At 58.7% G+C, this 26223-nt stretch carries 23 protein-coding genes; 6 read left to right on the forward strand and 17 right to left on the reverse strand.

Features of this window, described 5'->3' with window-relative positions; genetic code table 11:
- Positions 1 to 119: 119 nt before the first annotated feature.
- From SIB92_RS14050 to clpB, 4 genes are all read right to left on the reverse strand, one after another.
- Positions 120 to 1616: an FMN-binding glutamate synthase family protein gene (locus tag SIB92_RS14050; RefSeq protein WP_412552632.1), complete on the reverse strand. Its 1497-nt coding sequence runs from the start codon at positions 1614 to 1616 to the stop codon at positions 120 to 122.
- Positions 1617 to 1675: 59 nt separating this feature from the next.
- On the reverse strand, positions 1676 to 2344 hold the full coding sequence (locus SIB92_RS14055) for an HAD family hydrolase (protein ID WP_412552633.1): 669 nt from the start codon (positions 2342 to 2344) through the stop codon (positions 1676 to 1678).
- Positions 2344 to 3726, reverse strand: coding sequence for a dGTP triphosphohydrolase (gene dgt / locus SIB92_RS14060; protein WP_412552634.1), 1383 nt, complete (start codon positions 3724 to 3726; stop codon positions 2344 to 2346). Before dgt ends, SIB92_RS14055 begins: the two co-directional genes overlap by 1 nt.
- 95 nt (positions 3727 to 3821) lie before the next feature.
- The gene (gene clpB / locus SIB92_RS14065) at positions 3822 to 6437 is read right to left on the reverse strand and encodes an ATP-dependent chaperone ClpB (RefSeq protein WP_412552635.1); all 2616 of its coding nucleotides are present in this window, start codon (positions 6435 to 6437) and stop codon (positions 3822 to 3824) included.
- A 255-nt stretch (positions 6438 to 6692) separates the two neighbouring features.
- On the opposite strand from clpB, the gene SIB92_RS14070 reads away from it, so the two are divergent.
- Both SIB92_RS14070 and pyrF read left to right on the forward strand, forming a co-directional pair.
- The gene (locus tag SIB92_RS14070) at positions 6693 to 6953 is read left to right on the forward strand and encodes a hypothetical protein (protein ID WP_412552636.1); all 261 of its coding nucleotides are present in this window, start codon (positions 6693 to 6695) and stop codon (positions 6951 to 6953) included.
- A gap of 172 nt (positions 6954 to 7125) precedes the next feature.
- Positions 7126 to 7845 carry an orotidine-5'-phosphate decarboxylase gene (gene pyrF / locus SIB92_RS14075; protein ID WP_412552637.1) on the forward strand — a complete coding sequence of 240 codons (720 nt, stop codon included), beginning with the start codon at positions 7126 to 7128 and terminating at the stop codon, positions 7843 to 7845.
- Between the two features lie 12 nt (positions 7846 to 7857).
- Here pyrF and SIB92_RS14080 read toward each other — a convergent pair whose 3' ends face one another.
- A complete protein-coding gene (locus SIB92_RS14080; RefSeq protein WP_412552638.1) occupies positions 7858 to 8337 on the reverse strand; it encodes an NUDIX hydrolase in 480 nt (159 codons plus the stop codon).
- A 26-nt stretch (positions 8338 to 8363) separates the two neighbouring features.
- Here SIB92_RS14080 and SIB92_RS14085 point away from each other — a divergent pair, with 26 nt between their 5' ends.
- Positions 8364 to 9617, forward strand: a complete 1254-nt coding sequence (locus tag SIB92_RS14085; RefSeq protein ID WP_412552639.1) for a DNA polymerase IV — start codon at positions 8364 to 8366, stop codon at positions 9615 to 9617.
- Here SIB92_RS14085 and SIB92_RS14090 read toward each other — a convergent pair.
- Both SIB92_RS14090 and SIB92_RS14095 read right to left on the reverse strand, forming a co-directional pair.
- On the reverse strand, positions 9614 to 10558 hold the full coding sequence (locus tag SIB92_RS14090) for a cation transporter (RefSeq protein WP_412552640.1): 945 nt from the start codon (positions 10556 to 10558) through the stop codon (positions 9614 to 9616). The two genes, SIB92_RS14085 and SIB92_RS14090, sit on opposite strands and share 4 nt — an antisense overlap.
- A gap of 62 nt (positions 10559 to 10620) precedes the next feature.
- A complete protein-coding gene (locus SIB92_RS14095) occupies positions 10621 to 11304 on the reverse strand; it encodes a DUF1295 domain-containing protein (RefSeq protein ID WP_412552641.1) in 684 nt (227 codons plus the stop codon).
- A 222-nt stretch (positions 11305 to 11526) separates the two neighbouring features.
- Here SIB92_RS14095 and SIB92_RS14100 point away from each other — a divergent pair, with 222 nt between their 5' ends.
- On the forward strand, positions 11527 to 12012 hold the full coding sequence (locus tag SIB92_RS14100; protein ID WP_412552642.1) for a TetR/AcrR family transcriptional regulator: 486 nt from the start codon (positions 11527 to 11529) through the stop codon (positions 12010 to 12012).
- 176 nt (positions 12013 to 12188) lie between these two features.
- Here the strand turns inward: SIB92_RS14100 and SIB92_RS14105 are convergent, their stop codons facing one another.
- From SIB92_RS14105 to SIB92_RS14140, 8 genes are all read right to left on the reverse strand, one after another.
- On the reverse strand, positions 12189 to 13409 hold the full coding sequence (locus tag SIB92_RS14105) for a phenylacetate--CoA ligase family protein (RefSeq protein ID WP_412552643.1): 1221 nt from the start codon (positions 13407 to 13409) through the stop codon (positions 12189 to 12191).
- A 149-nt stretch (positions 13410 to 13558) separates the two neighbouring features.
- Positions 13559 to 14377: an ABC transporter ATP-binding protein gene (locus SIB92_RS14110; protein WP_294115759.1), complete on the reverse strand. Its 819-nt coding sequence runs from the start codon at positions 14375 to 14377 to the stop codon at positions 13559 to 13561.
- Positions 14378 to 14453: 76 nt separating this feature from the next.
- Positions 14454 to 15737 (reverse strand): ABC transporter substrate-binding protein, encoded by a 1284-nt coding sequence (locus tag SIB92_RS14115; protein ID WP_412552644.1) that lies wholly within the window; start codon positions 15735 to 15737, stop codon positions 14454 to 14456.
- A gap of 80 nt (positions 15738 to 15817) precedes the next feature.
- A complete protein-coding gene (locus tag SIB92_RS14120; protein ID WP_412552645.1) occupies positions 15818 to 16894 on the reverse strand; it encodes a branched-chain amino acid ABC transporter permease in 1077 nt (358 codons plus the stop codon).
- Positions 16894 to 17151, reverse strand: coding sequence for a hypothetical protein (locus SIB92_RS14125; RefSeq protein ID WP_412552646.1), 258 nt, complete (start codon positions 17149 to 17151; stop codon positions 16894 to 16896). The genes SIB92_RS14120 and SIB92_RS14125 overlap by 1 nt, the downstream gene beginning before the upstream one ends.
- A 3-nt stretch (positions 17152 to 17154) precedes the next feature.
- Entirely contained in the window at positions 17155 to 18159 is a 1005-nt protein-coding gene (locus SIB92_RS14130; RefSeq protein WP_294115754.1) for a branched-chain amino acid ABC transporter permease, read from the reverse strand.
- A gap of 41 nt (positions 18160 to 18200) precedes the next feature.
- Positions 18201 to 19022, reverse strand: a complete 822-nt coding sequence (locus SIB92_RS14135; protein ID WP_412552647.1) for an ABC transporter ATP-binding protein — start codon at positions 19020 to 19022, stop codon at positions 18201 to 18203.
- On the reverse strand, positions 19019 to 21175 hold the full coding sequence (locus SIB92_RS14140; RefSeq protein WP_412552648.1) for an AMP-binding protein: 2157 nt from the start codon (positions 21173 to 21175) through the stop codon (positions 19019 to 19021). Before SIB92_RS14140 ends, SIB92_RS14135 begins: the two co-directional genes overlap by 4 nt.
- Positions 21176 to 21373: 198 nt before the next feature.
- Between SIB92_RS14140 and SIB92_RS14145 the strand changes: the two genes are divergently transcribed.
- Together SIB92_RS14145 and SIB92_RS14150 are read left to right on the forward strand one after the other, a co-directional pair.
- On the forward strand, positions 21374 to 23284 hold the full coding sequence (locus SIB92_RS14145; protein WP_412552649.1) for a PAS-domain containing protein: 1911 nt from the start codon (positions 21374 to 21376) through the stop codon (positions 23282 to 23284).
- 8 nt (positions 23285 to 23292) lie between these two features.
- Positions 23293 to 23997, forward strand: a complete 705-nt coding sequence (locus tag SIB92_RS14150; protein WP_294115747.1) for a response regulator transcription factor — start codon at positions 23293 to 23295, stop codon at positions 23995 to 23997.
- A gap of 293 nt (positions 23998 to 24290) precedes the next feature.
- On the opposite strand, the gene SIB92_RS14155 is transcribed toward SIB92_RS14150, so the two are convergent.
- The gene (locus SIB92_RS14155; protein WP_412552650.1) at positions 24291 to 24932 is read right to left on the reverse strand and encodes a hypothetical protein; all 642 of its coding nucleotides are present in this window, start codon (positions 24930 to 24932) and stop codon (positions 24291 to 24293) included.
- A gap of 108 nt (positions 24933 to 25040) precedes the next feature.
- Positions 25041 to 26195, reverse strand: coding sequence for an ABC transporter substrate-binding protein (locus tag SIB92_RS14160; RefSeq protein ID WP_412552651.1), 1155 nt, complete (start codon positions 26193 to 26195; stop codon positions 25041 to 25043).
- Positions 26196 to 26223 lie beyond the last annotated feature (28 nt).

Below are 26223 nucleotides of genomic sequence, written 5' to 3' on the forward strand. Positions count from 1 at the left end.
ACAAGCATGGTCACGATGGTGTGGGGCGATTGTAACGTTTGGCGCCAGTGGGATGTGATGGAGCTTGGGGGCAAGCCCCCATACCCCCGGGATATTTGAAGACTGTGAAAGCAGAGAGGCTACATGGCACCGGGGCGCGGGAAGACCTCGTTCATTGGCACCGAGCGGCCGTTGGGCTGTACCAGTCGCACGTGGCGGCGGCGCAGCTTGCGAGGCTCGGACACGCCGACGGAGTGGGCGATGACCTCGACCTCTTTCACCAGGGCCTGAGCATAGCGGGCGACGCGGGGGGCTTTTCGGTCCACCACGAGACCTTTTTGAAAGCGCGGGTCGTGGGTGGTGATGCCGGTGGGGCAGGTGTTTTTGTTGCACTTGAGCGCCTGAATGCAGCCCAGCGCAAACATGAAGCCACGGGCGGAGACCACAAAGTCTGCGCCAGCGGCCAGCGCCCAGGCGATGTCGCCGGGATTGACCAGCTTGCCAGACGCAATCAGGCGGATGCGGTCGTGCAGCTCAAACTCATCGCGCAGATCAGCGACCAATGGCAGCGCCTCGCGGACGGGCATGCCCACCAGATCCATCAGCGGCATCGGAGCTGCGCCGGTGCCACCTTCGCCGCCGTCGATGGTGATAAAATCGGGCGCCATATCCGCTCCACGCCGGGCGATGGCTTCAAAGAACTCGCGCATGGTGAGTTCCGCGCCAACCACCGTTTTGATGCCAACGGGCTTGCCAGTAACTTCGCGGATGTGGGCGAGGAAATCCAGGAGGTGATCAAAGTTATCAATTTCGCGGTGGCGGTTGGGGGAGATGCCGTCCTGCCCGACCTGAAGCCCGCGGATTTTGGCAATCTCCTCAGTGACCTTTTCGCCCGGAAGGATGCCGCCTTTGCCGGGCTTGGCGCCTTGAGCCATTTTCACCTCAAACATGCGGATAGCCTCGTGGCTGGCAATCTCGCGCAGCTTGGTGTCATCCAGCCCGCCTTCAGCATTGCGCACGCCAAATTTGGCGGTGCCAATTTGGTAGACCAGATCACAGCCGCCTTCATAGTGAAACGGGCTGACCCCACCCTCGCCGGTGTTGAGCCAGATGCCCGCCTCTGCCGCACCGTGGCTCAGTGCCTGCACCGCTGGCTTGGACAGTGCGCCGTAGCTCATGCCGGAGATGTTGAAGAACGAGGGTGCGAGATAGGGCGTGCGGGCTGTGGGGCCAATCAGCAGCGGCTCGGATTTGGCATATTCATCGTCCAGCGGCGGGAACGGATCGTTCACAAAGATCGGCGTGCCGGGCACGTTGAGATTTCGGGTGGAGCCAAAGGCGATGGTGTTGGATTTGCCCTCCCCTGCTCGGCCCACCCATTCCCGTTGAGCCCGGTTAAACGGCAGCTCCTCGCGGTCCATGGCAAAGAAATACTGCCGGAAGAACTCGCCCAACTCGGAGAAGATATGACGGAAGCGGCCAATCACAGGATAGTTGCGCCGGATCGCATCGCCGGTCTGGTTGCGGTCGATGATGAAGAGGATGATCGCCGCCACCACCAGAAGCGCGAAGATCAGCACAAAGGTCAGGCCGAGAAAGTTGACCACATCAAAGGCTGTTTCCATTGTGCTTTCCATCACTGGCTCCCTTCTGGCGCGTCATGCCTAAAGTGCCGCCCGTTTAGGGAGAGAGCAAGTCACGATTGGGCAACAGCCGCGTGAGGGAGGTGCAACAATTTTGGGAGTTTAGCCATGTCGTCAAACAGGGCATCACAAATGGGGGCAAGGCGCGTTGGATCGGTTTCAGCGACATAGCCAAAGGTGCGCATACCGGCGGCTTTGCCTGCCTTCGCACCTGTTGGGCTGTCCTCAATCACGACACATCGCGCGGGTGCGATGTTGGCCAGTTTGGCAGCGTACAGATACACATCCGGCGCGGGCTTGGGTGCAGGCACATCTTCGCGGGAGTAAATACGTCCGTCAAAGCGTTCTTTGAGGCCGCAGGCCGTCAACGTGATGTCCATCTTGGCATGCGGGCCATTAGAACAGACCGCATAGGGAATGTGGGCGTGATCCAGATGGTCCAACACATTCGAGACACCCGGGATCACCTCGCACTGCGCGGCTAGCCCGGCAAACATCTCGCCATAGATGAGATCAAGCCAGTTGCTTTCGAGAGTGGCGCCCATCGAATGCGCCGTGTCGCGCACGCCAGCCATGGTGCCCCCCACAAAGAGAGTGACAATTTGCTCCAATGGCAGTGACAGACCACGCGCGGCGAGGTTTTCCTGAATGATGCGATTGGTGACGGCTTCGCTATCAACCAGAACACCATCACAATCAAACAGGACGAGGTCCGGCGTCATCAGGCAGTTCCAGAAACCAACTTCGCCACTTCTAGCGCGTAACGATCGGTCATACCTGAAACAAAGTCGGCCATGGCGTGCAGAGCTTCGTAGTTAGAGGAAACACCCCGCATATCCAGCGCTACTGCCCGCACCAGTTGCCGCTCGTAGTCAGGCAAATTGCCGTCATCCCAGCCCGCATTTTTCAACGCTTCATAGGCAGGCAAAATGCCATCCAGAACAGTACAGATCAGGTTCCGTCCCCGCACCTCAAGCTTGGTTTTACGAGGGGCCACGAAGAGCTGCTCATTGGCCACTTCCCGAATGTCGCGGAACTTTTGACCAAGCGCGGAGTCATTCATCAACTCTCCGGAATAACGCCCTTCCATAATCGCATCGTATTGCTCCTGAAAGGCAACCACACACGCGTCGATCGCACAGCCAATTGCCCGGGCCCGAAGGTAGCTGATGTGTTCGTATTCTGTGTAGGTTCCTAAATCGTTTGGCTTCTTGCCAATCAGGGGCGACAACAGTGACTCCACCTGCGCAAAACTGAGATCACCAGCGCTAAACCCATCCTCCAGATCAACGATGTTGTAGCAAATGTCATCGGCAGCCTCGACAAGGAACACCAGAGGATGGCGGCGCCACCAAATATGGCCTTTCTCTGTGCGCTCCTCGATCAAGCCCAATGCATTGGCAGTTTGGGCAAATATCTCTTGCTCACCTTCAAAAAAACCAAACTTCTTCGCCCCTGCATAGATGTGATTTTTCACCTCCGAGGCAGGAACTCCCTCAGCTGCTTTTTCCGACTTTAGCGCTTTGGAGCACGCTGCCGACATCGGATACTTGGTAAAGGCCCCAATTACAGCATTGGAAAGGTCCATGCCGCGCTCACCGCGATACATCTCCAGCCGAGTGAGGATACGGTAACCTTGCGCATTGCCTTCAAACTTGGCGAATTCTTCCCACAGAGTTTCATCCACGCCTTTGAACAACCCTTCAGACGTTTCAAACCGCTCTTTATACCACGCGCCAATGGTGGCTTCCCCAGAATGGCCAAACGGTGGATTGCCAATGTCATGCGCCAAAGCAGCTGCGTGAATATTACCAGCGACCCGATGCGCCTCTCCGGGCTGGATGTCGCCCCGCTTTTCCAGCCAGTGACCAACCTGCATGCCCAAATTGCGCCCCACGCTTGCCACCTCTGAAGAGTGGATCATGCGGTGGCGCAGATGGTCGTTGGCGTATAGCGGATGCACCTGCGTTTTATTGGCCAGCCGGCGGAAAGACGCAGAGAAAATGATGCGGTCAGCGTCCTGCGTGTAGTTGGGGCGACCCGGATCTTCTGGCAAGCCGGGTTTGCCCGGGCGTTCCGCGTTCAACAGTTTTTGCCATGTCATCCGTTGTGTCATCGTGCCTTGCCGTTTTGTTGTATCGTCATCTCATGAAAAAGGCCCGCCAACGCGGCAGGCCTTTGATGTGTTGTACCTAACAGTTAATGCACGACCGCGTCATCCGGTTTTGGGTTGTCGCTGCTGCCAACCCGATCGCCAATCAAAAGACCTTCGGCCCCGGCTGTGACCGGCACGGTGTCCCCGTCCTTGATGTCACCCGCCAGCAGAGCTTCGGCCAGCGGGTTTTGCAGCGCGCGTTGCATCACACGTTTCAGAGGACGGGCGCCGAAGACCGGGTCATAGCCCTCATCGGCCAACCACTTTTTGGCGCCGTCGTCCAACTCCAGGCCGATTTTGCGACCGGCGAGGCGCTTTTTCAGGCGCGCGAGCTGGATGTCGACAATGCCGTCCATGTCCTGACGTCCCAGACGGTCAAAGATGATGGTTTCATCCAGACGGTTGAGGAACTCGGGCCGGAAGTGGGCACGCACAGCGTCCATCACGTCACGGCGGGCGTCAGAGGCATCCGCACCTTCGGGCAGTTGGCTGAGCGCCTGTGCGCCGAGGTTGGAGGTCAGGATGATCAGCGTTTGCTTGAAGTCCACCGTGCGGCCCTGGCCGTCGGTCAGCACGCCATCGTCGAGCACTTGTAGGAGCACGTTGAAGACATCCGGATGCGCCTTCTCGACCTCGTCAAACAGCACCACCTGATAGGGGCGACGGCGCACGGCTTCGGTGAGCACACCACCTTCGTCATAGCCGACGTAGCCGGGAGGGGCGCCGATCAGGCGGGCCACCGCGTGTTTCTCCATGAACTCGGACATGTCGATGCGCACCATGGCGTTGTCGTCGTCAAACAGGAACTCGGCCACAGCTTTGGTGAGCTCGGTTTTCCCGACGCCGGTTGGCCCGAGGAAGAGGAAGCTGCCCAGCGGGCGGTTCTCATCGTTCAAGCCCGCACGTGCACGGCGCACGGCGTTAGACAGCGCTGTTACAGCGGAGTGCTGGCCGATCACGCGGCGGTGCAGGTCATCTTCCATGCGCAGGAGTTTTTCGCGTTCGCCCTCGAGCATCTTGGAGGTTGGGATACCGGTCCACCGCTCGACCACTTGCGCGATCTGCTCGGGGCGCACAGCCTCTTCGACGGTCACTTCGCCTTCGGCGCTTTCGGCCTCTTCGAGCTTTTTCTCCAAGTCCGGGATCACGCCGTAGGACAGTTCCCCCGCACGAGCGAGATTGCCTTCGCGTTTGGCGATGTCGAGGTCCGCGCGCGCCTGATCCAGCGCTTCCTTGATGTTCTGCGCCGAGGCCAGCTTGTCCCGACCGGCCTGCCACTTGGCGGTCATCTCGGAGGATTTTTCCTGCAGATCGGCCAGATCTTTTTGCAAGGTTTCCAGACGATCCTTGGAGGCCGCATCATCCTCAAGCTTGAGCGCCTCTTCTTCGATCTGCAATTGCAGGATCTGGCGGTCGAGCGCGTCGAGCTCTTCGGGTTTGCTGTCCACTTCCATGCGCAGGCGGGAGGCCGCTTCATCCACGAGGTCGATGGCTTTGTCCGGCAGGAAGCGATCGGTGATGTAGCGGTGGCTCAACGTAGAGGCCGCAACCAGCGCTGCGTCAGAGATGCGCACGCCGTGGTGCAACTCATACTTTTCCTTGATGCCCCGCAGGATGGAGATGGTGTCTTCCACGGTAGGTTCTTCAACCTGAACCGGCTGGAAGCGACGCGCCAAGGCGGCGTCTTTCTCCACATATTTGCGGTATTCATCGAGCGTGGTGGCGCCGATACAGTGCAGCTCGCCGCGGGCAAGCGCAGGCTTGATCAGGTTGGCCGCGTCCATGGCGCCATCGGTTTTACCCGCGCCGACCAGCGTATGCATCTCGTCGATGAAAAGGATGATTTCGCCAGCCGCTTCGGTAACTTCGGTCAGAACCGCCTTTAGACGTTCCTCAAACTCCCCCCGGTACTTTGCGCCCGCAATCAGCGCGCCCATGTCGAGCGCCAACAGCTTCTTGTTCCGCAAACTCTCAGGCACATCGCCATTCACGATGCGCAGGGCCATGCCTTCGGCAATCGCGGTTTTACCCACGCCCGGCTCCCCGATCAGAACAGGGTTGTTTTTGGTGCGACGGCTCAGCACCTGCATCGCGCGACGGATTTCATCGTCGCGGCCAATGATCGGGTCAATTTTGCCTTCGCTGGCACGTTCGGTGAGGTCCTGCGCGTATTTTTTAAGCGCATCATAGCCCTCTTCCGCCGACGCAGAGTCAGCTGTGCGGCCTTTGCGGATGTCGTTGATGGCCGCGTTCAGCGCCTGTGCGGTGACATTGGCCCCGTCCAGCGCGTCTTTGGCTTTGGACGTCACCATCACCAGCGCCATCAGAATGCGCTCCACCGGCACAAAGCTGTCGCCCGCCTTCTTGGCAAGCGCTTCGGCCTCCGCCAGCACTTTGGCGGTTTTGTTGTCCATGTAAGGCTGACCGGTGTCGCCGGACACTTGCGGCAGCTTATCCACCGCAGCGTCAACCGCCGTACGCACCATTTGTGGCGCGCCACCGGCACGGGTGATCAGATTGGCCGCAAGGCCCTGATCGTCGTCCATCAATGCTTTTAGAATGTGCTCGGGCACCAAACGCTGGTGGTTTTCCCGCATCGCAATGGTCTGCGCAGCCTGAATGAAACCGCGGGACCGTTCCGTGAACTTGCTCAAGTCCATGGGTATCTCTCCTTCTTGTAAGCGCCCCTCGTCGGTATTGGCGCCCGCTTTGCGGCACGCCCCTGTGTGGGCCTCATTAGGGATGTGGGGAACAGATCAAAACAGATCAAGGTGCTCGCCATTGAAAATCGAATGCTTTTGAAGGGTTGCACAGGTCAGTGCGAAAATGGTGCGAAAATTCCCCTAATTTGAGACAAATTTCGCCCTAATTCTGAATCACAGTGCTCTCAAGAGCAGACAAGAAAGGGCCGCACCATGCATGTGACCGAGATTCAGATTTCCAACCCAACCTACCGCCAGACCCTTGGTGAGCTGTCCGCAGTGGTCAGCCTGAGCGATGAGTCCCGCGATGTGCGCCTGCATTGCGCAGTCCAAGCCGAGGAAGATCGCCCAAAGGGGGCCGGTCGTCTGGCGTTGATCAAAGAAGCGCTGCGGCAATTGAGCCGGATGCCGGAAATCCGCGCAGGCCGTGAAGAGCTGTCCTTTGCGCCGGGCGTGTATCCCAGCGAAGGCTAAGCCCAACACGCTTCCATTGATCTGAAGAAACATCAGCCCCCTCGCGGGGCTGTTTGTGTTTTTGCGCCCTCCTCTACTGCCCTCCGCATGCGCGCTACGCCTTGCGGCACAGGACGCGTGGCGCTAGAAGGCAGACGTTTGCTTTGCCCCTAGATAGCCCGGAGATACCGCCATGACCGCTGATGACCGCCTGATCGTTGCCCTTGATGTGCCAAACCTGCTGCAAGGTCAGGAGCTTGTGGACCAGATTGGCGATGCGGTGAGCTTCTACAAGATTGGCCTTGGTATGTTGACCGGCGGCGGCCTGGCATTGGCCAATGAGCTGAAGCAGGAGCGCGGCAAGCGCATTTTCCTCGACATGAAGCTGTTTGACATTGGTGCCACCGTTGAAGCGGCGGTGCGTGGCTTGGCGCAGTTTGATTTGGACTTCCTGACCGTGCATGGCGATCCGCATGTGGTTGCGGCGGCCAAAGAAGGCGCAGCGGGCAGCAACCTGAAAATCCTCGGCGTGACCGTGCTGACCTCACTGGACCGGGATGATTTGGACAACTGTCTGATCAAAGACGGCGCGATTCCTGATCTTGTGACCGAACGCGCGGGCAAGGCGTTTGAAGCTGGTGCGGACGGTGTGATTGCATCGCCGCAAGAGGCCGCAATGATCCGCGCGTTGCCGGAATCCAAAGGTCGTTTGATTGTGACACCAGGTGTGCGCCCGGCGGGCGCGGCGCTTGGCGATCAGAAACGGGTGGCGACACCGGCCAATGCAGTCGCCGATGGCGTCGACCATATTGTGGTGGGGCGTCCGGTGTGGACTGCCGAAGATCCACGCGCCGCCGCGCAAGCCATTGTTGCAGAGATGAACTCGGCGCAGGCGCAGCAGCCAAACCGCTAAGCCAATTTTGCTTTAAGCGCAGGCGGCCATGGGCAGCATGAAGGTCTGCGGATTGTCCGGATGCGTGTCGGCAAGGAAATCGGCGAGACGTGTCTGGAAATGCGGGATGCCTTTGGGGTGGGAGAGATACTCATGTGGAGACATGAGTTTCACCCGCTGACCTTCATCGCCAAGCACAATGTGCTCTTCCATTTCCGCAGGCAGTTGCGCGGCAAAGAACCAGGTGAAGTGGTCGTGGCGCTGGTACCGGCGGGCCCAGATCACGTCCTGCTCTGACAGGGTTAGGCCAATCTCTTCTTCGGTTTCACGCAGGGCACAAGTCAGCGCCGCTTCATCCCCTTCGCGACCACCACCGGGGAAATCCCAGTAGTCCGGCCAGGGAATGGTGGCGATGTCATCACGCAATACTGACACCAGCTTGTCCCCCACAAACACAATCAGCTTGGAGCCGCGATAGGCCCTGTCAGGGAAGTTCGGGAATGCTATAGTCATGGCGCTATCCGATACAAAGTAAACCAATGCCAGCAGTATGCCGCGATTGTCTTAACGAATTGGAAACCACAAAAAGGTGTCCACATTGTGGCAGCCTGCGTGTGACCTCTCATCCTGAGCTGTTTGAGCTGTCTATCGCGCATATGGATTGCGATGCGTTTTATGCAAGTGTCGAGAAGCGTGATAACCCGGAGTTGATCGACAAACCGGTGATTATTGGCGGTGGCAAACGCGGCGTGGTGTCCACGGCGTGCTATGTGGCGCGCATTCGCGGGGTGCGCTCGGCGATGCCGATGTTTCAGGCGCTGAAGCTGTGCCCGGATGCGGTGGTGATCAAGCCGCGTATGGAGGTCTATGTCGAGGTCAGTCGCGCGATCCGCAAGATGATGGATGAGCTGACCCCTGTGATTGAGCCCTTGTCGTTGGATGAGGCGTTCTTGGACATGACCGGTACCACCAAGCTGCATGGTGCGCCGCCATCGGTGATGCTGGCGCGGCTGACCAAACGCATGAAAGATGAGTTGGGCGTGACGGGTTCGGTGGGGCTGTCGCACAATAAGTTCCTCGCCAAGGTGGCCAGTGATCTGGACAAGCCGCGCGGGTTTTCGGTGATTGGCAAGGCGGATACGGACGCGTTTTTGGCGGACAAACCGGTGCGGATGATCTGGGGCATTGGGCCGGTGGCGCAGCAGAGTTTGGAGCGGGCGGGCATTCGCACGTTTACCGACCTGCTGCGCTGGGACCAAGAAGACCTGATCGCGCGGTTTGGCAACACGGGCTACCGGCTTTGGCATCTGGCGCGCGGGCAAGATCGGCGCAAAGTGTCCAACAACGCGCCGATAAAAAGCATCAGCAACGAGACCACGTTTTTTGAGGACACCGCCAGCACCGATATTCTGGACGGGCATTTGTGGCGGTTGTCTGAAAAGGTGAGCGACCGGGCCAAGGCCAAAGATTTGGCCGGTCGTGTGGTGACGCTGAAACTCAAACGGGCGAATTTTTCCACGATCAGCCGGCGGGTGAGCCTGCGGGATGCGACACAGATGGCGGACACGCTCTATCGCACCGCCCGCGGGCTGTTTGATCAAGTGGGCGATGAGGGGCCGTACCGTTTGATTGGCGTTGGTCTGGCGGATCTGGTGCCTGCAACACAGGCGGACCTGTCGGGCGATTTGTTGGACCCACAAGCGGAGCAACGCGCCAAGGCGGAGCGCGCCACCGATGCCATTCGAGAGCGCTTTGGCTCTGACGCGATCCTCAAAGGGCGCGCGATGCGTTAGCCCATACCCTCGGGCCAACGGCGGGGGTATTGCGAAATGCAGAGCAGCACATCGGCACCGGGCAGCACTTTGCGCACGTCGGCAATCATGGTGAGGTTGAGGTCGTCAACCTGCTCCGGTGTGATCGCCTGCTTTGGGTTGTAGTAGACGCTGACGGTGTAAGTGCGGCCAAGTTTGACCACGGACATGTCGGTGAACTCACCTGGCAGATCCGCCACCGATGCGCGCAGGGCGCGACGAGCCTTAGCGATGATCTCCGGCTGGGCGGTGACACCAAGCAGCTCGCCCATGCCGCCCCCGAGATCGCGCAAAACCTGACGCGCAGCGACCAGACAGAGGAAGAACACCACAATGCTGTCGCCAACCGGGGCAATAGGCGCGAGGAAGCTGTCGCCAAAGGCATAAATCATGCCGAGGCCCAAGGCAGTGGCGACTGTCATGAAACCGTCGATGGCGGCGGCTTTGCTTTCCAGCTTGAGGATGTCACTGACCTCCCCGGTTTTCTTCCATGTGTGGCGGTGGATCGCCCAAAGGCCGAAACAGGTGGCGCTGATCACCACGAAGTAGATCAGCATGGGCTCATAATTGAGCGTCGGAATCGCCTCGCCTTGGATATAGTTGAGGATGTTCATCACCGCAGAGCCACATGCAAAGAGGATCAGGCCAATCAGCGACAGCGAGCGGAAGGTGACAAACACCGCTTCATCTGCGGCATAGCCCAGCGGACGAAAACGATCCGGGGCGGCGTCCACATTCTGGCTGATCTTGCGTCCGATGAAGGCTGAGGTGAAGGCGATCAGGGAGAACAGACCGTCCATCATGATGGCGGTGGAATTGGAGAGGATTGCGGCCAGTACCCCTGCCCCGCCCATAAACAGGCTGCCTGCCATGGCGATAGAAAGCGCGCGCATTTCGCGGGTTTTGATGGTTTGTGCGTCCATGGCGGGTCCTCACCTATCGTGTTCCGCCAAGATAGTGCATGGGTCGAAGTTTGCGAGGGGGATTAATAGACGAAGGGGATCAGTTTGGCGGTTTTGGCAGCGTAGGTGTCAAACTCGGCACCGTAGCGTTGGGACAGGTAGGCGTCCAAGCCCGGAATGTGGATGAAGACAAAACCAACGGTCATCAATAGTGGGATCACAAGGGCCAGCCAGGAGGCTGTGAGCAAAGCCCAACCGGTGAACAACACCATATCGCCGAAGTAGTTGATATGAATGGAATGCTTGAACAAACCACCAGTGTAACAGCGGCCTTTACTCTCCGGGTGCCTCTTCCAGATCATGCGTTGCAGCTCTGAACCCGTGTTGAGGTAAGAGCCAAAAGCAACCAGTCCCAGCGCCAACATGTCCATGCTGCCGAAGGGCACGGCGGTGTCACGCAGGATACCTGCGCCTAGAAGCAAAAATCCGATTTCGAATACGGCCATAAAAGCGGACAATCCCAATGCTTCTGAGAGTTCCACCTTGCGTTTGAGCAGGACAAACAGCGTGATCAGGTGCCGCAGGAAATAGAGCACCGCGCAGCCCGCCAATAGTTTGGCGCGCGCAGGGTCTACCCACTCCATTGCAAAGGCCAGCCAAAGGCACAGGCCCACGATGCCACCATGCAAGGCGGCAAAGATCAGCTTGGGTGCAAAGGAGCGATCATGAGCGCGGTCGACCCCGCCAGTGGTTGCGGAAGATGACATTTAGGGACCTTTCAAAACAGACAGACTATTGCGCGACACCCGTCCGCGATCTTGCAAAGGATGCCAGCCGACACGGCACAGGCCAGCAGGACTTCGAGACGAAAGAGGCGTGGAGTGCGCGTTGGAGACATCTTTTTTGGACCGTTTGGACGAAAACATTTTCCTCCTAGACCTCAAGGGTGAGTCGTGTCAAACAGTTTTTAGACCAGATGGACGAAATAAATGCCGAAGATCGTAGACCATGAAGCCCATCGCGCCGATTTGGCGTTGCGCGCCGCGTCCTATTTTTCCGAGCATGGCTATGGCGGTGTGAGCATGCGCAAGGTGGCCGCGCATCTGGGCGTGTCCAAATCGGCGCTGTATCACTATTTCCCCACCAAGGAGGCGCTGTTTCTGGCAAGCACCAAAGAGGTGATGAAGTCCGTTGCTGTGCCGCAGGCAAGCGGGACCTCACAGGAAGCGCAGATACAGGCGCTGATCCAAGCTATGGCACCGGGGTTTGGCAGCGAAATGGCGCTGTTGTTTGACTACTTGCGCGGCAAATCTGCGGCAGAGATTGCCCAAGATGAAGCGATGCAGGTGTCGGTCGCGGCGCACCATGCGGCCGTGGCGGAGATTGTCGGCGAGGACGCCGCGCAGGAAACGCTGGAGCGGCTGATGGGGAAGCTGTTGATTGGGTATTTTAGGGGCGAGAATGGCCAGGCTTGAGGGCAGTGGCTGACCGCGGGCGGAAGCAAAGCGCCCGCCCATTGGGGGCGGTCGGGTGCTGCCCGTGCCGCACACGGCACGAGCGAGGGAAGACACCCCCAAAAGAAAAAGCCCGCCGCAAGCGACGGGCATAGCCGAAGCACCCATAAGGACGCCGGGCTCAGGGGAAGAGGGGGTCAATCGTATTTGCGCTGATCTTCGATCACGATGCCGTCTTTAGGCAGGCTGCCCGGGGCAACAATCTCGATCTTGCCTTTGAGCTTCAGCGCATCCGCCACGGAGGCACCGTAAGCGGCCTCGTCACCACCAGCACTTTCGATTTGTACGGTCATCACATCCATCTCACCTGCGCGGGTTGCAATCACGCGGGCCTTGGTGACCTCGTCATGTTTCGCCACAAGCGCTGCCACCTGCTCGGGGCGGACAAACATGCCTTTGATCTTGGCGGTTTGATCGGCACGGCCCATCCAACCTTTGATGCGCATGTTGGTCCGCCCGCACGGGCTTTGCCCAGGGAGGATGGCGGAGAGGTCGCCAGTGGCAAAACGAATAAGCGGATAATCCGGGTTGAGCGTGGTCACCACCACTTCGCCCACCTCACCCGGCGCCACAGGGGTGCCGGTGCCGGGCGTGACGATTTCCACAATCACACCTTCGTCGATGATCATGCCTTCCATTGCTTCAGATTCGTAAGCGATGGAACCAAGATCTGCGGTGCCATAACCTTGCAGACAGGTGATTCCGCGATCGGCGTATTCCTGACGCAAGCTTGGGAACAGCGCTCCGCCGCCAACGGTGGCTTTGGTGATCTTGAGTTTTTCACCCATCTCCTCGGCCTTATCGAGGATGATCTTGAGGTAATCCGGCGTGCCTGCGTAGGCGGTGGTGCCGATGTCAGCCGCAGCGCGGACCTGCATTTCGGTCTGGCCCACACCCGCTGGGAGCACTTTGGCACCAACAGCGCGTGCACCGCTTTCAAACATCATGCCGGCCGGGGTCAGATGATAGCTGAAGCAGTTCTGCACGATGTCATTTGCGCCGATGCCCACCGCGTGCAGCACACGACCAAAGCGGAACCAGTCGGAGGTGTTGCCACCGGGTTCATAGATCGGGCCGGGAGATTGGAACACATGCGCGATATTGGGATTGCTCAGATCGGCAAAGCCGCCAAGCGGACCGCTGGCTTTCTGCGCCGCGCCCAGTTCGGATTTGCGCAGGACCGGCAGATTGGCGAGGTCTTCTACTGAGGTCACTTTGGCCGGGGCCGTGTCCGCCAAAGAGGCCGCAAAACCCGGTAATTGTTTGGCCCGTGCGATCTGTGCCGGCAAAGCGGCGGCCAGATCAGCGGCGCGCTGATCGGCGCTGCGGGTTTCCAAATCGTCAAAAAAGCGGCTCATGTGATGCCATCCTTTGTGGTCCAAAGCCGCGTCTGGCGGCCAAAGTCTTCCTGTGCGCCCGCCAGTTTCGGGGGCGCGGTGGGGTATGTCTGCCCGTCTTCGTTGGGCGGGGTGGCGCGCTGCGTCGCGCGCCGGTGCTCAATGGCGTCTTAGCTCAGCCAACGCTTACGACGGCGATAGGAGCGCACGTCGCGGAAGGATTTCCGGCCTTCGTCGCTCATGCCCAGGTAGAATTCTTTCACGTCCGGGTTTTCGCGCAGCTCGTCTGCGGGGCCATCCATCACAACGCGACCCGATTCCAGAATGTAGCCGTAATGCGCAAAGCGCAGGGCCACGTTGGTGTTCTGTTCGGCGAGCAGGAAGGTGTTGCCTTCTTTCTCGTTGAGGTCCTTCACGATGTTGAAGATTTCCTCCACCAGCTGAGGCGCGAGGCCCATGGAGGGCTCGTCCAGAAGAATGCATTCCGGCTTACTCATCAGCGCGCGACCAATGGCAACCATCTGCTGTTCCCCGCCGGAGGTATAGCCCGCCTGCGATTTGCGGCGTTCTTTCAAACGCGGGAAGTAGTTGTAGACCATTTCGAGGTCAGCGGCGACGTCGCCCCCGCTACGGGTGTAGGCCCCCGTCAGCAGATTTTCCTCAACGGTCAGGTGTTCAAAACAGTGGCGGCCTTCCATCACCTGGATGACGCCTTTTTTCACCAGAGCGGCCGGATCAAGATCGGCCACCGCTTCGCCGCGGTAGTTGATCGAGCCTTTGGTGACCTCGCCGCGCTCGGAGTGCAGCAGGTTGGAGATGGCTTTCAGGGTGGTGGTTTTGCCTGCGCCGTTGCCGCCCAGAAGCGCGGTGATGCCGCCTTTGGGGACCGAGAGGCTCACGCCTTTGAGCACGAGGATCACGTGGTTGTAGATCACCTCGATGTTGTTGACCTCCAGAAGGGTCTCTTGGGTGCGACCAGCGTCAAGCATGTGCGTTGTCTTTCATCTCGCGTTCTTGGGTGTCTCGGCCGGTGCGCCCGGCCGAGACCTGTTGCTTCAAGCGAACTTACTTACAGTTCATCTCGATGTTGTTTTCAGAGGCATAAGCGTTGGAGTCCTCTGCGATCAGCGCGCCAATCACTTCCATGTCGGTTTCTGCGAAATCGGAGATCAGAGACCAGGTCTTGCTATCCGCGTCCCACTGGGTCACGCCAACCAAGCCAGGACCACCGTGGTTTTCACAGGACACGTCGAAGGAAGGACCGAAGTTTGGCATACCGAGGCCAGCCATTTTGTCTTCGGTGATCGACAGAGCTTCCATACCGTCACGCATCATCGCCGGGGTGATGTCTGCGGTGCCGTGGATTTCCTGAGCGGTTTTCGCCGCTTCGGCTGCGAGCATCGCTGCGTACATACCACGGTTGTAGAGAACGTTGCCGATCTGGTCGCCTGCGCCCGCAGCTTTGCCGGTGTCCACAACATGTTTCTGGATGTCCTCAAAGATTGGGAAGTCACGGCCCACATTGTGGAAGGTCAACGCCTTATAGCCGTTGGCTTTCGCGCCTGCGGACAGAACGTCATGCTCTGCACCGGACCACCAGATGCCGATGAAGTTTTCCATTGGGAAACGGATGTTGGCCGCTTCCTGAATGGCCACCTGGTTCATCACGCCCCAGCCCCACATCAGAACGGTGTCTGGCTTTTCGCGGCGGATCTGCAGCCACTGGGACTTCTGTTCCTGACCTGGGTGATCCACTGGCAGCAGGCTCAGCTCAAAGCCGTGCTTCTTCTGCAGCTCTTCCAAGGTGCGGATTGGCTCTTTGCCGTATGCGGAGTTGTGGTAGACCAGCGCAATTTTGTGGCCGTTCAGGTCACCGCCGTTTTCGGCCAGCAGGTAGTTCACCGCACCGGACGCACCGTTCCAGTAGGTGCCTGGGTAGTTGAAGGTGTGGCTGAAGACCTTACCGTTTGCCGCGGAAGTCCGGCCATAACCCATGGTGTGCATCGGGATGCCGTCAGCCGTGGTTTTTGGGATCAGCTGATAGGTGATGCCGGTGGACAGCGGTTGATAGACCAGAGCGCCTTCACCTTTGGTGGATTCGTAGCATTCCACACCTTTTTCGGTGTTGTAGCCGGTTTCACATTCCAGCAGGCGGGTTGGCACGCCACCGATACCGCCGTCACGCTCGTTGAGCAGAGTGAAATAGTCGGCGTAACCGTCCGCGAACGGGATACCACCCGCTGCGTACGGGCCGGTGCGGTAGCTCAGCGACGGGAACACGAGGTCTGCCATTGCTGGAGCTGCTGCCATCATGGCTGTCACAGCCATAGTTGCAAACTTCATTTTCATCGGGGTTCTCCTCCCTTGGTTTTGTCCGATGTTGATTGCCGGGGCCTCCCCGCCCCGGAATGGTTGGTTCTGGCCCCGCCTTAGTGCGGGAAGGGCCACAACCGCAGTTTCTGTTTCGCCACGCGCCAGAGTTGGGCAAGGCCGTGTGGTTCCAGGATCAGGAACATCACAATCAGGCCGCCCACGATCACCAGCTGCAAGTGCGCCACGATGTCTGTGGGCCAGCCGAACATGTCCACGCCGACCACTTTCAGCACCACCGGCAGCAGTACCAGGAAGGCTGCGCCCGCAAAGGAGCCGAAGATCGAGCCGAGACCACCGATGATGATCATGAAGAGCACGAGGAACGATTTGTTGATGCCGAAGGCTTCGCCAACTTCCACCGCCCCGAGGTACAGAGCGAAGAACAGCGCACCCGAGATGCCGATGAAGAAGCCGGAGACGCCGAAGGCTGTCAGCTTGGCTTTCAGCGGGTTCACTCCGATGATTTCGGCGGCGATATCCATGTCGCGGATCGCCATCCACTTACGGCCGGCCATGCCACGGGTCAGGTTGCGAGCAACCAGCGCGCAGATCACCAGGAACACCAGGCAGAAGAGGTAAGTCGCCCAGGCTTCGGTGTTGGGGCCGGTCACCGGCACACCAAACACGGTGCGTTCCGGCGCGTTGATCTGGCCGGAGGCGGAGTAGTTGTAGAACCACGGCACCCGGTTGAAGAGCCACACCAGGAAGAACTGCGCTGCCAGCGTCGCCACCGCGAGGTAGAAGCCTTTGATGCGCAGGGATGGCAGGCCAAACAGGATGCAGACAAAGGCTGTCACACCACCGGACAGAAGAACGTGGAAGAAGATGTTCACTTCCGGAAAAGCCGTCATTAGCTTGTAGCAGGCATAAGCGCCCACCGCCATGAAGCCCCCGGTGCCCAAAGACACCTGCCCACAGTAGCCCACCAGAATGTTCAGGCCGATGGCTGCGATCGAGTAGATCAGGAATGGCAAAAGAATGGCGTTGGCCCAGTAGTCGTTGATCATGAACGGGATGATCAGGAAGGCAACAACCAAAGCCACATAGTAGCCCACGCGGTCAATTTTGATCGGGAACGTCTGGTTGTCCGCCGAGTAGGTCGTTTTGAAATCGCCAGCTTCACGATAGAACATCAGGCGGTCTCCTCGTTGTATTCTTTTTCAAGATGGGACCGGTCCGCCCGGTTCCGAGATTTTGCGTAGCCAGTGGATTCCGCGTGGCGGACCAGCTGGAAGAATGTCCAAGTGCCAACCAAGCCGCCAACCGCCGCAACAAGGGCCGCTGTGGTCATTTGCTCCGGGCGGGTCACGTCGCCTGTGAAGGCGAGATATCCAAAGACCCAGAAACCGGCCCATGCGATCACGTTGAGGATGGCAAGCAGCTTGGACATGCGTCAGACCCTCTCGATGATCTTTTCGCCAAACAGACCCTGTGGCCGGAAGACGAGGAACACGAGTGCGAGCACATAGGCAAACCAGTTCTCGGTTGCGCCGCCCACAAGCGGGCCCACCCAGAATTCGAAAAGCTTCTCACCCACACCGATGATCAGACCGCCCACAATGGCGCCCGGGATCGAGGTGAAGCCACCGAGCATAAGAACCGGCAGAGCCTTCAGCGCGATCAGGGACAGCGAGAACTGCACCCCGGATTTGGCGCCCCACATGATGCCGGCGACCAGTGCCACAAAACCTGCGAGGGACCAGACCAGAACCCAGATGAAGTTCAGGGAGATACCCACGGACAGTGCGGCTTGGTGGTCGTCTGCCACGGCGCGCATGGCGCGGCCCTGTTTGGTGTACTGGCTGAAGGCCACCAGCGCGATCACCAGGATAATCGCCACGATGGTTGCGGTGATGTCGAGGTTGTCGATGAAGAAGCCATAGCCAAAGGCGTTAAACGTGAATTCGTCGATGGCGATGTTGATGCCCTGCGGCAGGCAGGTGTTGGCGGTCATGCAGAAATCAAGTTTCTTGATTTCGGAGTTCCACATCAGATCCGCAAAGCCTTCGAGGAAGTACGCCAGACCAATGGTCGCCATGAAGAGGATGATCGGCTCTTGGCCCACCAGATGGCGGAACACAAAGCGTTGCACCGCCCAGGCCAGCAGGATCATCACCCCAACGGTGAAGATCAGGGCAAAGACCGAGGGTACATTCCAGCCGAAGGTGTGCACATGGGTGCCAAAGATCGCGTTGATCAGGTGGGCAAAGGGCACTTGGCCGTTTTGGATACCCACCAGGGTCATCGCGGCAAACAGCGCCATCACACCCTGGGCAAAGTTAAAGATCCCGGAGGCCTTATAGATCAAGACGAAGCCCAGCGCGACAAGCGCATAGAGCACGCCCGCCATGAGGCCGTTGAGGAAGACCTCCATTGCAAATGCGAGTTGTTCAGGCATCGCTCGCGCCTCCGGTTTTCAGTGTGATTTCAGAAAGTTGCTTAGTCATGTGCCACCCCCAGATAGGCGTCGATGACGTCCTGGTTGTTGCGCACTTCATCCGGCGTGCCGTCGCCGATCTTTTTACCGTAGTCCATCACGACCACGCGGTCGGACAGGTCCATCACCACGCCCATGTCGTGCTCGATCAGCGCGATGGTGGTGCCAAACTCGTCGTTCATGTCGAGGATAAAGCGGGACATGTCCTCTTTTTCCTCAACGTTCATACCGGCCATGGGCTCGTCCAGCAGCAGGATAGAAGGTTCCGCCGCCAGCGCACGGGCCAGCTCAACGCGTTTCTTCAGACCATACGGCAGACGCCCAACCGGGGTTTTGCGGATTGCCTGAATTTCGAGGAAGTCGATGATCTTCTCGACCACTTCGCGGTTCTCGACCTCTTCGCGCTCGGCTTTGCCTTTCCAGATGGCCTGCTCAAACATGTTGGCTTTCATCTGGCGCAGGCGGCCGGTCATGACGTTGTCCAAAACGGTCATGCCTTCAAACAGCGCGATGTTCTGGAAGGTCCGGGCGATGCCCTGTTCCGCAACCTGATACGGCTTCATTGGCGGGCGCTTGGCGCCCTTGTACCAAACTTCACCTTCCTGCGGCACGTAGAAGCCGGAGATGACGTTCAGCATCGAGGATTTGCCTGCACCGTTTGGACCAATGATCGCGCGGATCTCGCCTTCGCGGATGTCAAAGCTGATGTCGGTGATCGCCTTCACGCCACCAAAACGCAGCGTGATGTTTTTCATTTCCATCACGGTTGGGCCGATGGTGCGGCCGTCGTCCGTGACGTAGCTATCGTTGCTCATGTCGTTCATTCCGCTGCCATCTTGCTTGCTACTGGCGCAACTTGGGCGTCACGCAGTTCGAGGGTCGCGCTGATCGAGCCTTTGCGGCCGTCTTCATAGGTCACCTCGGTGGTGGTGGAGACTGAGGAAGACCCGTCATACAGCCCGTCCACAAGGTCTTTGAACTTATCGGCCACAATCACACGGCGTACCTTACGGGTCCGGGTCATTTCGCCGTCATCCGCATCCAGCTCTTTGTGCAGAACCAGGAAACGGTGGATCTGACAACCTGCCAGCATCGGGTCATCCGCCACAGAGCGGTTCACCGCCTCGACGTGTTCCTGAATGCTGTCGAGCACCTTCGGGTGACCGGCCAGTTCCTGATAAGAGGCGTAGGCGATGTTGTTGCGTTCCGCCCAGTTGCCCACCGCCGTCAGGTCGATGTTGATGAAAGCCACGCAGCGGTCCTTGCCATTGCCAAACAGTACTGCTTCCAAGATGTCCGGGTAGAACTTCAGTTTGTTCTCGACATACTTCGGCGCAAACATGGAGCCATCGGCCATTTTGCCAACGTCTTTGGCCCGGTCGATGATGCGTAGGTGGCCGCTTTTCTCTTCAAAGAAGCCCGCGTCGCCCGTTGCCACCCAGCCTTCCGCATCCTTGGTGGAGGCGGTGCTTTCCGGGTTGTTGTAGTACTCAACAAAAGTGCCCGGGCTGCGGTAATGGATTTCGCCGTTGTCGTCGATTTTAATTTCCACGTCGGGGCTTGGCACGCCCACAGTGTCCGCGCGCACTTCGCCATCCGGCTGCGCCGTGATGAAGACGGTGGCTTCGGTTTGACCGTAGAGCTGCTTCAGGTTGATGCCCAGCGAGCGGTAGAACTCAAAGATTTCCGGACCAATCGCTTCACCCGCCGTGTAGCCCACACGCACGCGGCCAAAGCCCAGCGTGTCTTTCAGCGGGCCGTACACCAGCACGTTGCCCATGCGATACTTGAAGTAGTCGCGCAGGTTGCCGCGATAGAGGTTCAGCAGGATCGGATCCTTGGCTTTGAAATGCTCACGTGCCTTGCTGCCGTGACGCAGTTTGGTGAAGGCCATGCGGATGCCGTTTTCCACGATGGTTTCCATCGCAAAGCCCAGACCCATCGCGTAGCGCCAGCCGTTTTTGATCCGGCGCTTCATGTCAGGTTTGGCCAGGCTGCGCTTGGGCATGCCGTATTTCTCGCCAGCGGTTTTGGCGAAGTCCATGAAGTGATGGAACAGCGCGTATTTCAGATCGCCGCTGTCTTCCATGCGGATCATCACATTGGTCAGCGAGGTCTCAAAGATACGGGGCGGCGCGAAGTAGTAGGTAGGACCAATTTCGCGCAGGTCGGTCATCATGGTGTCTGCCGATTCCGGGCAGTTCACACAGAAGCCACACCAATACGCCTGACCAACGGAGAAGATGAAGTCCCCAACCCAGGCCATCGGCAGGTAAGACAGGATTTCCTCGTCACCGGTCAGCGCGTCAAAGTCCGCAGAGTTCTTGGAGCTTTCGATCACGTTGCGGTTGGAGAGCACCACACCTTTGGGTTTACCGGTGGTCCCGGAGGTGTAGAGCATCACACAGGTGCTGTCGTAGTCCAGCTTTTCACGACGGGATTTCAGCTCGCCAATCAGCTCGTCATGAGCGGCACGGCCCTGCGCCTGAATGTGGCTGAACTCATGCAGCTGGCGGTGGTCATACTTCCGCAACCCACGCGGGTCGATGTAGACCATATGCTCAAAGGTGTGCAGCTTTTCCTGGATCTCGATGATCTTGTCGACCTGCTCCTGATCCTCAACGATGGCGTATTTCGCGCCACAGTGGCCCAGGATGTATTCCATCTCTTCAGCCGCGCTATCCTGATAGACCGGCACTGGCACCGCGCCCACGGATTGGGCGGCAACCATCGACCAATAGAAATACGGGCGGTTGCGCCCGATGATGGCGACAAAGTCACCTTCTTTCACACCCAGATTGATCAGACCAAGCGCCAGCGCTTCGATCTCTTTCTCGGTCATTGCCCAAGTCCAGGTCTGCCAGATCCCGAACTCTTTCTCCCGGTATGCATCTTTGTCTGCAAACTGGGCGGCGTTCCGCTGCAACAGCGCCGGAATGGACGTCAGTCCACCGGTCGCCTGTGACGACTGTGCCAAATTCTCTTCCTCCCTTAAGCCCGCCGAAACGGGCCAAAACCGCGTGAGCGATTCTCCACCTCTAGTGGTGCGTGTTTCACCCTGTTGGTCAACTTTTTCTTAAAGTTTTCCCAATCCTTACGAATTGTAACAAGGCGCAATTCGCCCTTTTCGCACCCCCAAATTGAGTGTTAGCGGTAGAGGAGAAGGAGAGCCGAAATGGAGCGAGCCGCAGCCACACAGGCCATGACCGTTGCCGGTCTGAACCTGATCAAACAGGCGATGTCGATTTATGACAGCGATCTGAAGCTGGTGGTCGCCAATGCCCGTTTCCGCGAGATGTTTTCCATTCCCCGCGTGCTATCCCAACCGGGGGCGCCGTTTTCCGAAACCATCCGCTTTCTGATCGAGAACGGCGAATATGGCGATGTGCGCGATGAAGACAAAGAGGCCTTCATCAAGGAGCGTGTCGACCGGGCGCTGAACTTTGAACCGCACTATTTTGAACGTAAGCGCGCGGACGGGCGCTGGGTGTCTGTGGAAGGGTCCCCTCTGCCAGAGGGCGGCTGGGTTGCGGTTTATACCGACATCACCTCCACCAAGCGACAGGAGGCGTTGCTGCGCTCCCGTTCTGAAGAGCTTTCGGATCAGTTGTTGCAATACGCCGAGGAGCTGTCCGCCACCAACCGCGAGTTGGAAGCCACCGTGCAGGCGCTGGAAGAGGTGAAGCGCCAGTTGATGGACAGCGAGTCGCGCATGCGGCTGACGGCGGAAATGATGCCGGCCCATATCGCCCACGTCGGGCCGGACAGGCTTTACACCTATTCCAACCGCCGCCTGAGCGCGGTGATCCCGGGACGGCCTTCTGACATCGTTGGCATGCACGCCAGCGAAGCCTTGGGCGAAAACGCCTACAGCCATATCAAGCCGCATATGGATAAGGCCTTCAAAGGCGAGCCATCGGTGTTTGAATTCAACGAACACCCCAGCACACGGCGCATCCGAGCGGCGTTTACACCAGATGACAACGAGGGTGCGGCTCGTGGTGTCTATGTGCTGTCGATGGACGTGACCGAGGAAACCCAGGCACGTGTGGCGTTGCAGCAGACCCGGCGGCGCGAGATTGCGGCGCAAATGACAAGCGGTCTGGCGCATGACTTCTCCAACCTGCTGACCATTATCTTGGGCACGCAAGCCAAGTTGCAGAAGATGGAGCTGCCAGACGAGGCCAGTGCGCTGATCGAGGCCACCTTGGGCGCGGCGCGCCGGGGCGGCACGTTGCTGGACAACCTCGCCAATGTGACCGGCCCACGGGTGCCGAAACTGGCGCCCACGGATATGACGGGCTTCCTGTCCGAGCTGGAAACCCTGGCGCAGCCAACAGTAGGCGACGAGGTTGCGCTCATCATCGAGAACAGCATTCCAGAGGGCGCAGTGTTGCTGGACCCGGCAATGTTACACGACTCACTGGTGAACCTCCTGCTGAACGCGGCCCATGCCTGCGGTCAGGGCGGGACAATCCTGTTAATAGCCGAACTGGTGCAGAACACCTGGGTACAATTCACCGTGCGCGACACCGGGCCGGGGTTCTCCGAAGAGGCGCTGGAACATGCGCTGGATCCGTTTTTCACCACCAAAGGCGCGGATGGCTCGGGCCTTGGGCTGGCGATGGTCTATGATATGACCAAGCTGGTGGGCGGCGACATAAAAATCGCCAACACCGAAACCGGTGGTCAGGTGGTACTGCGCCTGCCGTTGCGCCGCGCGGTGCAGGATTCCACCCCGGGTCTGGCGCTGTTGGTGGAGGACAACCCGGACCTGCGCGGCCTGATCCGCGACATGCTGACCGACATGAAGCACACGGTGATCGAAGCCGCCAGCGTGGACGAAGCCCGTGTGTTGCTGGACCAGCTGCCAGACATCACACTGGTGCTGTCCGATATTTCCCTGGAAGGTGACGCCACCGGCGTGGACCTGATCCGCGAGTTGGGGCGCGACCGCGTGCCAACCTATCTGATGACCAGCTTGCCCCAGAGCCATGATCTCTATATCGAAGGCGCCGCGCGCGCGCCGGTGCTGCCAAAGCCCTTCACGGCGGCACAGCTTGACCAGTTTCTGCATCCGAAGTGAGCCCCGCCATGACCGCCCCGCTTGTCACCATCCTGGACGATGAACCGGAAATCCGCATGATTTTGGCGGACGCTTTGGAGGACGCGGGCTTTCGCACCATGGCGTTTTCCCGCGCCACCGAATTTGAAGCCGCGCTGAAATCCACCACGCCGGATGTCTGTCTGGTAGACCTCGGCCTGCCGGACAAAGACGGATTGTCGCTGGTGCACCGATTGGCCTTGGAACTGGGCGCGGCGGTGATCATTATCTCCGGTCGGGCGCAAGTGCAGGACCGGATCACCGGGCTGGAGCTCGGCGCGGATGACTACATCATCAAGCCGTTTGACCCGACCGAAGTGGTGGCGCGTGTGCGCGCGCGGCTGCGCAAAGAGAAACCCGCCGCGCCGGTCGCGGCCAATACTGCCGTGTTCAACGGCTGGACCGCCTATTTTGACCGCTATGTGCTGGTGGATGAAACGGGTGCCGAAACCACCTTCAGCCATGCGGAAGGCGAGGTGCTGCGCCTGTTTCTAGACAGCCCCAAACGGTTGATCAGCCGCGCCCAGATGCAAGAGACCTTGGGCGGCGCGGCCGGTGAAAGCTTTGATCGGGCCATGGATGTGCGGATTTCGCGCCTGCGCACCAAGCTCAAGGAAGACCCCAAAAACCCGCGTCTTATCAAAACCATCTACGGCGCGGGCTATATCTTTCTGGGCGATGTGACCTGGCAGTAACCCGCTGTATTTACACAGCGGTTACAAAATCGACACAATATGTAGCCAAATGCCGCAAAATAAGGTATATCTGGGGTTAGGTGGTCGCCAGAGCGCCCAGGTTGAATCCTCCTTCCAACCTGCGCGGCGCGGGCACATCCACTCACGGAAGGGCCGCGGACTTTTTAGGGACAGGCGCGCGGTGTTTATGGGGACTGTGCAAGAACAAGTTCACTCCCGCCTTCCCCGCAGACCAGACCATCGGCTGCGGGGAATTTTTCTGTGTGGTCGCTTGGAAGATTGCCTTTTTTGGATCAGAATCTCTTTGTCGTGACCGTGAACGCGGGCAGTGTGAGGATGCTTTTAGAAACGTTTTCGCCGAACTTGGTTACTCGGATGACCGATGACAAGTATCGATCCGTTATCTGTACGACAGTCTCGCTTTCTTCTGTCTTATAGGCTTGCCAGTTGCCAGAAACGAATCTGTCATCCAAAAAGGACGCTTCACCCAACAAAAAAATTTCACAAGGAAAAGCGTTCGTTTGGGGTGTGATCTCGGACTGCCTATAGCTTGTGAAGGCTAAAAATTCCGGCGCCTCGAGGTAAAGCACGCCAAACTGTTGCCCAGCAGCGCTTGGCAGTAGGTCATTGAAGAACCGGATCATCATCACAGCATGGGTCGCGTTGATTTCATCGATCGTTGCCGAGCGGATGTCGAGCATTGGATGCTCAAGCGCCCAAACGCTACCAAATAGATTCGCAGCCTTTTCCAGTTGAGCATCATCAAGCTCGCGCCAGCCGGCCAAATGGGCAACCGCAACCGCATCGTTGGGCGTTTCATAAGGGGCTTCTCGGCAAATCCGTTCAAGAGTTTGCCATGCATCGGGCGGTTCGGAAAAGGCTTCCGATACCGAGCCCAACAGGGCTAGGCCGCTAATCAATGCCGTTCTAATCATTTGATCTACAGCTTTCCTTGCTCACTGCCTCCACTAACGAGGCATCCTACGCTTACTGCAAAAAAGGCGCCCCCAAAGAGGCGCCCTCACATTTCTATTCACCCAAACTTACTTCACAGCAACCGTTTTCCAACCGCCGTTTTCCACCACGGAAATCACAACCTCATCCGCGCCGCGGTGATCGTCCGGACCATAAGTGGTCTGTGATCCGGTCAACTCGTCCATGTAATCCAGCGTCTCCATGGCGGCGATGAAGCTTTCGTGGGTCAGGTCAGGCCCGGCCGCTTCCAGTGCACGCACCACGGTGTCTGCTGCGGAATAGCCGAGCATGGCAAAGCCGGACGCGGGCTGGTCAAACTTCGCTTTGTAGTCAGCGATGAACTTGCCCGGCACGGGATCGGCCGCGCGCTCATAGAGATCGCGCCAACCGGCCGCGGCATAGAGCCCGTCGGTCACGCCACCCGGCACCATCGCCACCGGCTCGAGGAAGCCTGCGGAGGTGTTGAGAAACTTCACGTCAGCCCAGCCGAGTTTCTTGGCGGTGCCCACAACGGTGATGCCCTGACGCACGCCCAGCGCCATGGTGATCACGTCACATTCCGCCGCCTTCAGCTTGGTCAGGGAACCAACAAAATCCAGCTCATCCGGCTTGTGCGTGGTTTCGCCTGCCATGCTCAGACCCATGCTGTCGGCAAGGTCTTTGGTGGACTCGGCAATCTCTTTACCAAAGTCGGACGGGATATACATGGTGCAGAGGTTTTTGGCCTCGAACTCTTCCGCAAGGTATTTCGCGCCGACCTGCACTTGGTCGTAGTAGCTTGAGAAGCCAATGAATTTATTGTCCATCGGCTCCTGCAACATCTGCCGCGCTGCCGACAGTGGGCCGACATTTGGAATGCCTTTGGGATCAAGCAGTTTGAAGCCGGCCACGTTCATCGGCGTGCCAAGCGACAAGAGCATGGCAAAGGCTTTGTCGCGGTTCAGAAGCTTGTTATAGCCCTGCATCGCGCGCGGGATCTGGTAACCGTTGTCCTCCACAACAAACCGGATCTGACGCCCGTGCACACCACCTGCGGCGTTTACCTCGTCAAAGCGCATGTTGGCGCCGTTGACCGCCGGAACGCCCACCGCAGCGAAGATGCCGGACAGATCGTTCACAGAACCAATCACCACCTCGCCGTCGCTCACGCCTTGCGTGTCCGCAGCGACCTGGGAAGCCAGCGCCGCGGCGCCAACTGCCATTGCAGTCGTCAGTTTCTTCATAGTTTCCTCCCGTTTGAAGTGTGGTCTG

It is taken from the genome of Shimia sp. MIT1388 (genome assembly GCF_047124445.1).
In the GTDB taxonomy this organism is placed as follows: Bacteria; Pseudomonadota; Alphaproteobacteria; order Rhodobacterales; family Rhodobacteraceae; genus Shimia.

Coding starts and splice junctions, on each gene's coding strand:
- SIB92_RS14050 (WP_412552632.1), bottom strand. CDS start 1,616: ATGGAAAGCACAATGGAAACAGCCTTTGATGTGGTCAACTTTCTCGGC.
- SIB92_RS14055 (WP_412552633.1), bottom strand. CDS start 2,344: ATGACGCCGGACCTCGTCCTGTTTGATTGTGATGGTGTTCTGGTTGAT.
- dgt (WP_412552634.1), bottom strand. CDS start 3,726: ATGACATGGCAAAAACTGTTGAACGCGGAACGCCCGGGCAAACCCGGC.
- clpB (WP_412552635.1), bottom strand. CDS start 6,437: ATGGACTTGAGCAAGTTCACGGAACGGTCCCGCGGTTTCATTCAGGCT.
- SIB92_RS14070 (WP_412552636.1), top strand. CDS start 6,693: ATGCATGTGACCGAGATTCAGATTTCCAACCCAACCTACCGCCAGACC.
- pyrF (WP_412552637.1), top strand. CDS start 7,126: ATGACCGCTGATGACCGCCTGATCGTTGCCCTTGATGTGCCAAACCTG.
- SIB92_RS14080 (WP_412552638.1), bottom strand. CDS start 8,337: ATGACTATAGCATTCCCGAACTTCCCTGACAGGGCCTATCGCGGCTCC.
- SIB92_RS14085 (WP_412552639.1), top strand. CDS start 8,364: ATGCCAGCAGTATGCCGCGATTGTCTTAACGAATTGGAAACCACAAAA.
- SIB92_RS14090 (WP_412552640.1), bottom strand. CDS start 10,558: ATGGACGCACAAACCATCAAAACCCGCGAAATGCGCGCGCTTTCTATC.
- SIB92_RS14095 (WP_412552641.1), bottom strand. CDS start 11,304: ATGTCATCTTCCGCAACCACTGGCGGGGTCGACCGCGCTCATGATCGC.
- SIB92_RS14100 (WP_412552642.1), top strand. CDS start 11,527: ATGCCGAAGATCGTAGACCATGAAGCCCATCGCGCCGATTTGGCGTTG.
- SIB92_RS14105 (WP_412552643.1), bottom strand. CDS start 13,409: ATGAGCCGCTTTTTTGACGATTTGGAAACCCGCAGCGCCGATCAGCGC.
- SIB92_RS14110 (WP_294115759.1), bottom strand. CDS start 14,377: ATGCTTGACGCTGGTCGCACCCAAGAGACCCTTCTGGAGGTCAACAAC.
- SIB92_RS14115 (WP_412552644.1), bottom strand. CDS start 15,737: ATGAAAATGAAGTTTGCAACTATGGCTGTGACAGCCATGATGGCAGCA.
- SIB92_RS14120 (WP_412552645.1), bottom strand. CDS start 16,894: ATGTTCTATCGTGAAGCTGGCGATTTCAAAACGACCTACTCGGCGGAC.
- SIB92_RS14125 (WP_412552646.1), bottom strand. CDS start 17,151: ATGTCCAAGCTGCTTGCCATCCTCAACGTGATCGCATGGGCCGGTTTC.
- SIB92_RS14130 (WP_294115754.1), bottom strand. CDS start 18,159: ATGCCTGAACAACTCGCATTTGCAATGGAGGTCTTCCTCAACGGCCTC.
- SIB92_RS14135 (WP_412552647.1), bottom strand. CDS start 19,022: ATGAACGACATGAGCAACGATAGCTACGTCACGGACGACGGCCGCACC.
- SIB92_RS14145 (WP_412552649.1), top strand. CDS start 21,374: ATGGAGCGAGCCGCAGCCACACAGGCCATGACCGTTGCCGGTCTGAAC.
- SIB92_RS14150 (WP_294115747.1), top strand. CDS start 23,293: ATGACCGCCCCGCTTGTCACCATCCTGGACGATGAACCGGAAATCCGC.
- SIB92_RS14155 (WP_412552650.1), bottom strand. CDS start 24,932: ATGATTAGAACGGCATTGATTAGCGGCCTAGCCCTGTTGGGCTCGGTA.
- SIB92_RS14160 (WP_412552651.1), bottom strand. CDS start 26,195: ATGAAGAAACTGACGACTGCAATGGCAGTTGGCGCCGCGGCGCTGGCT.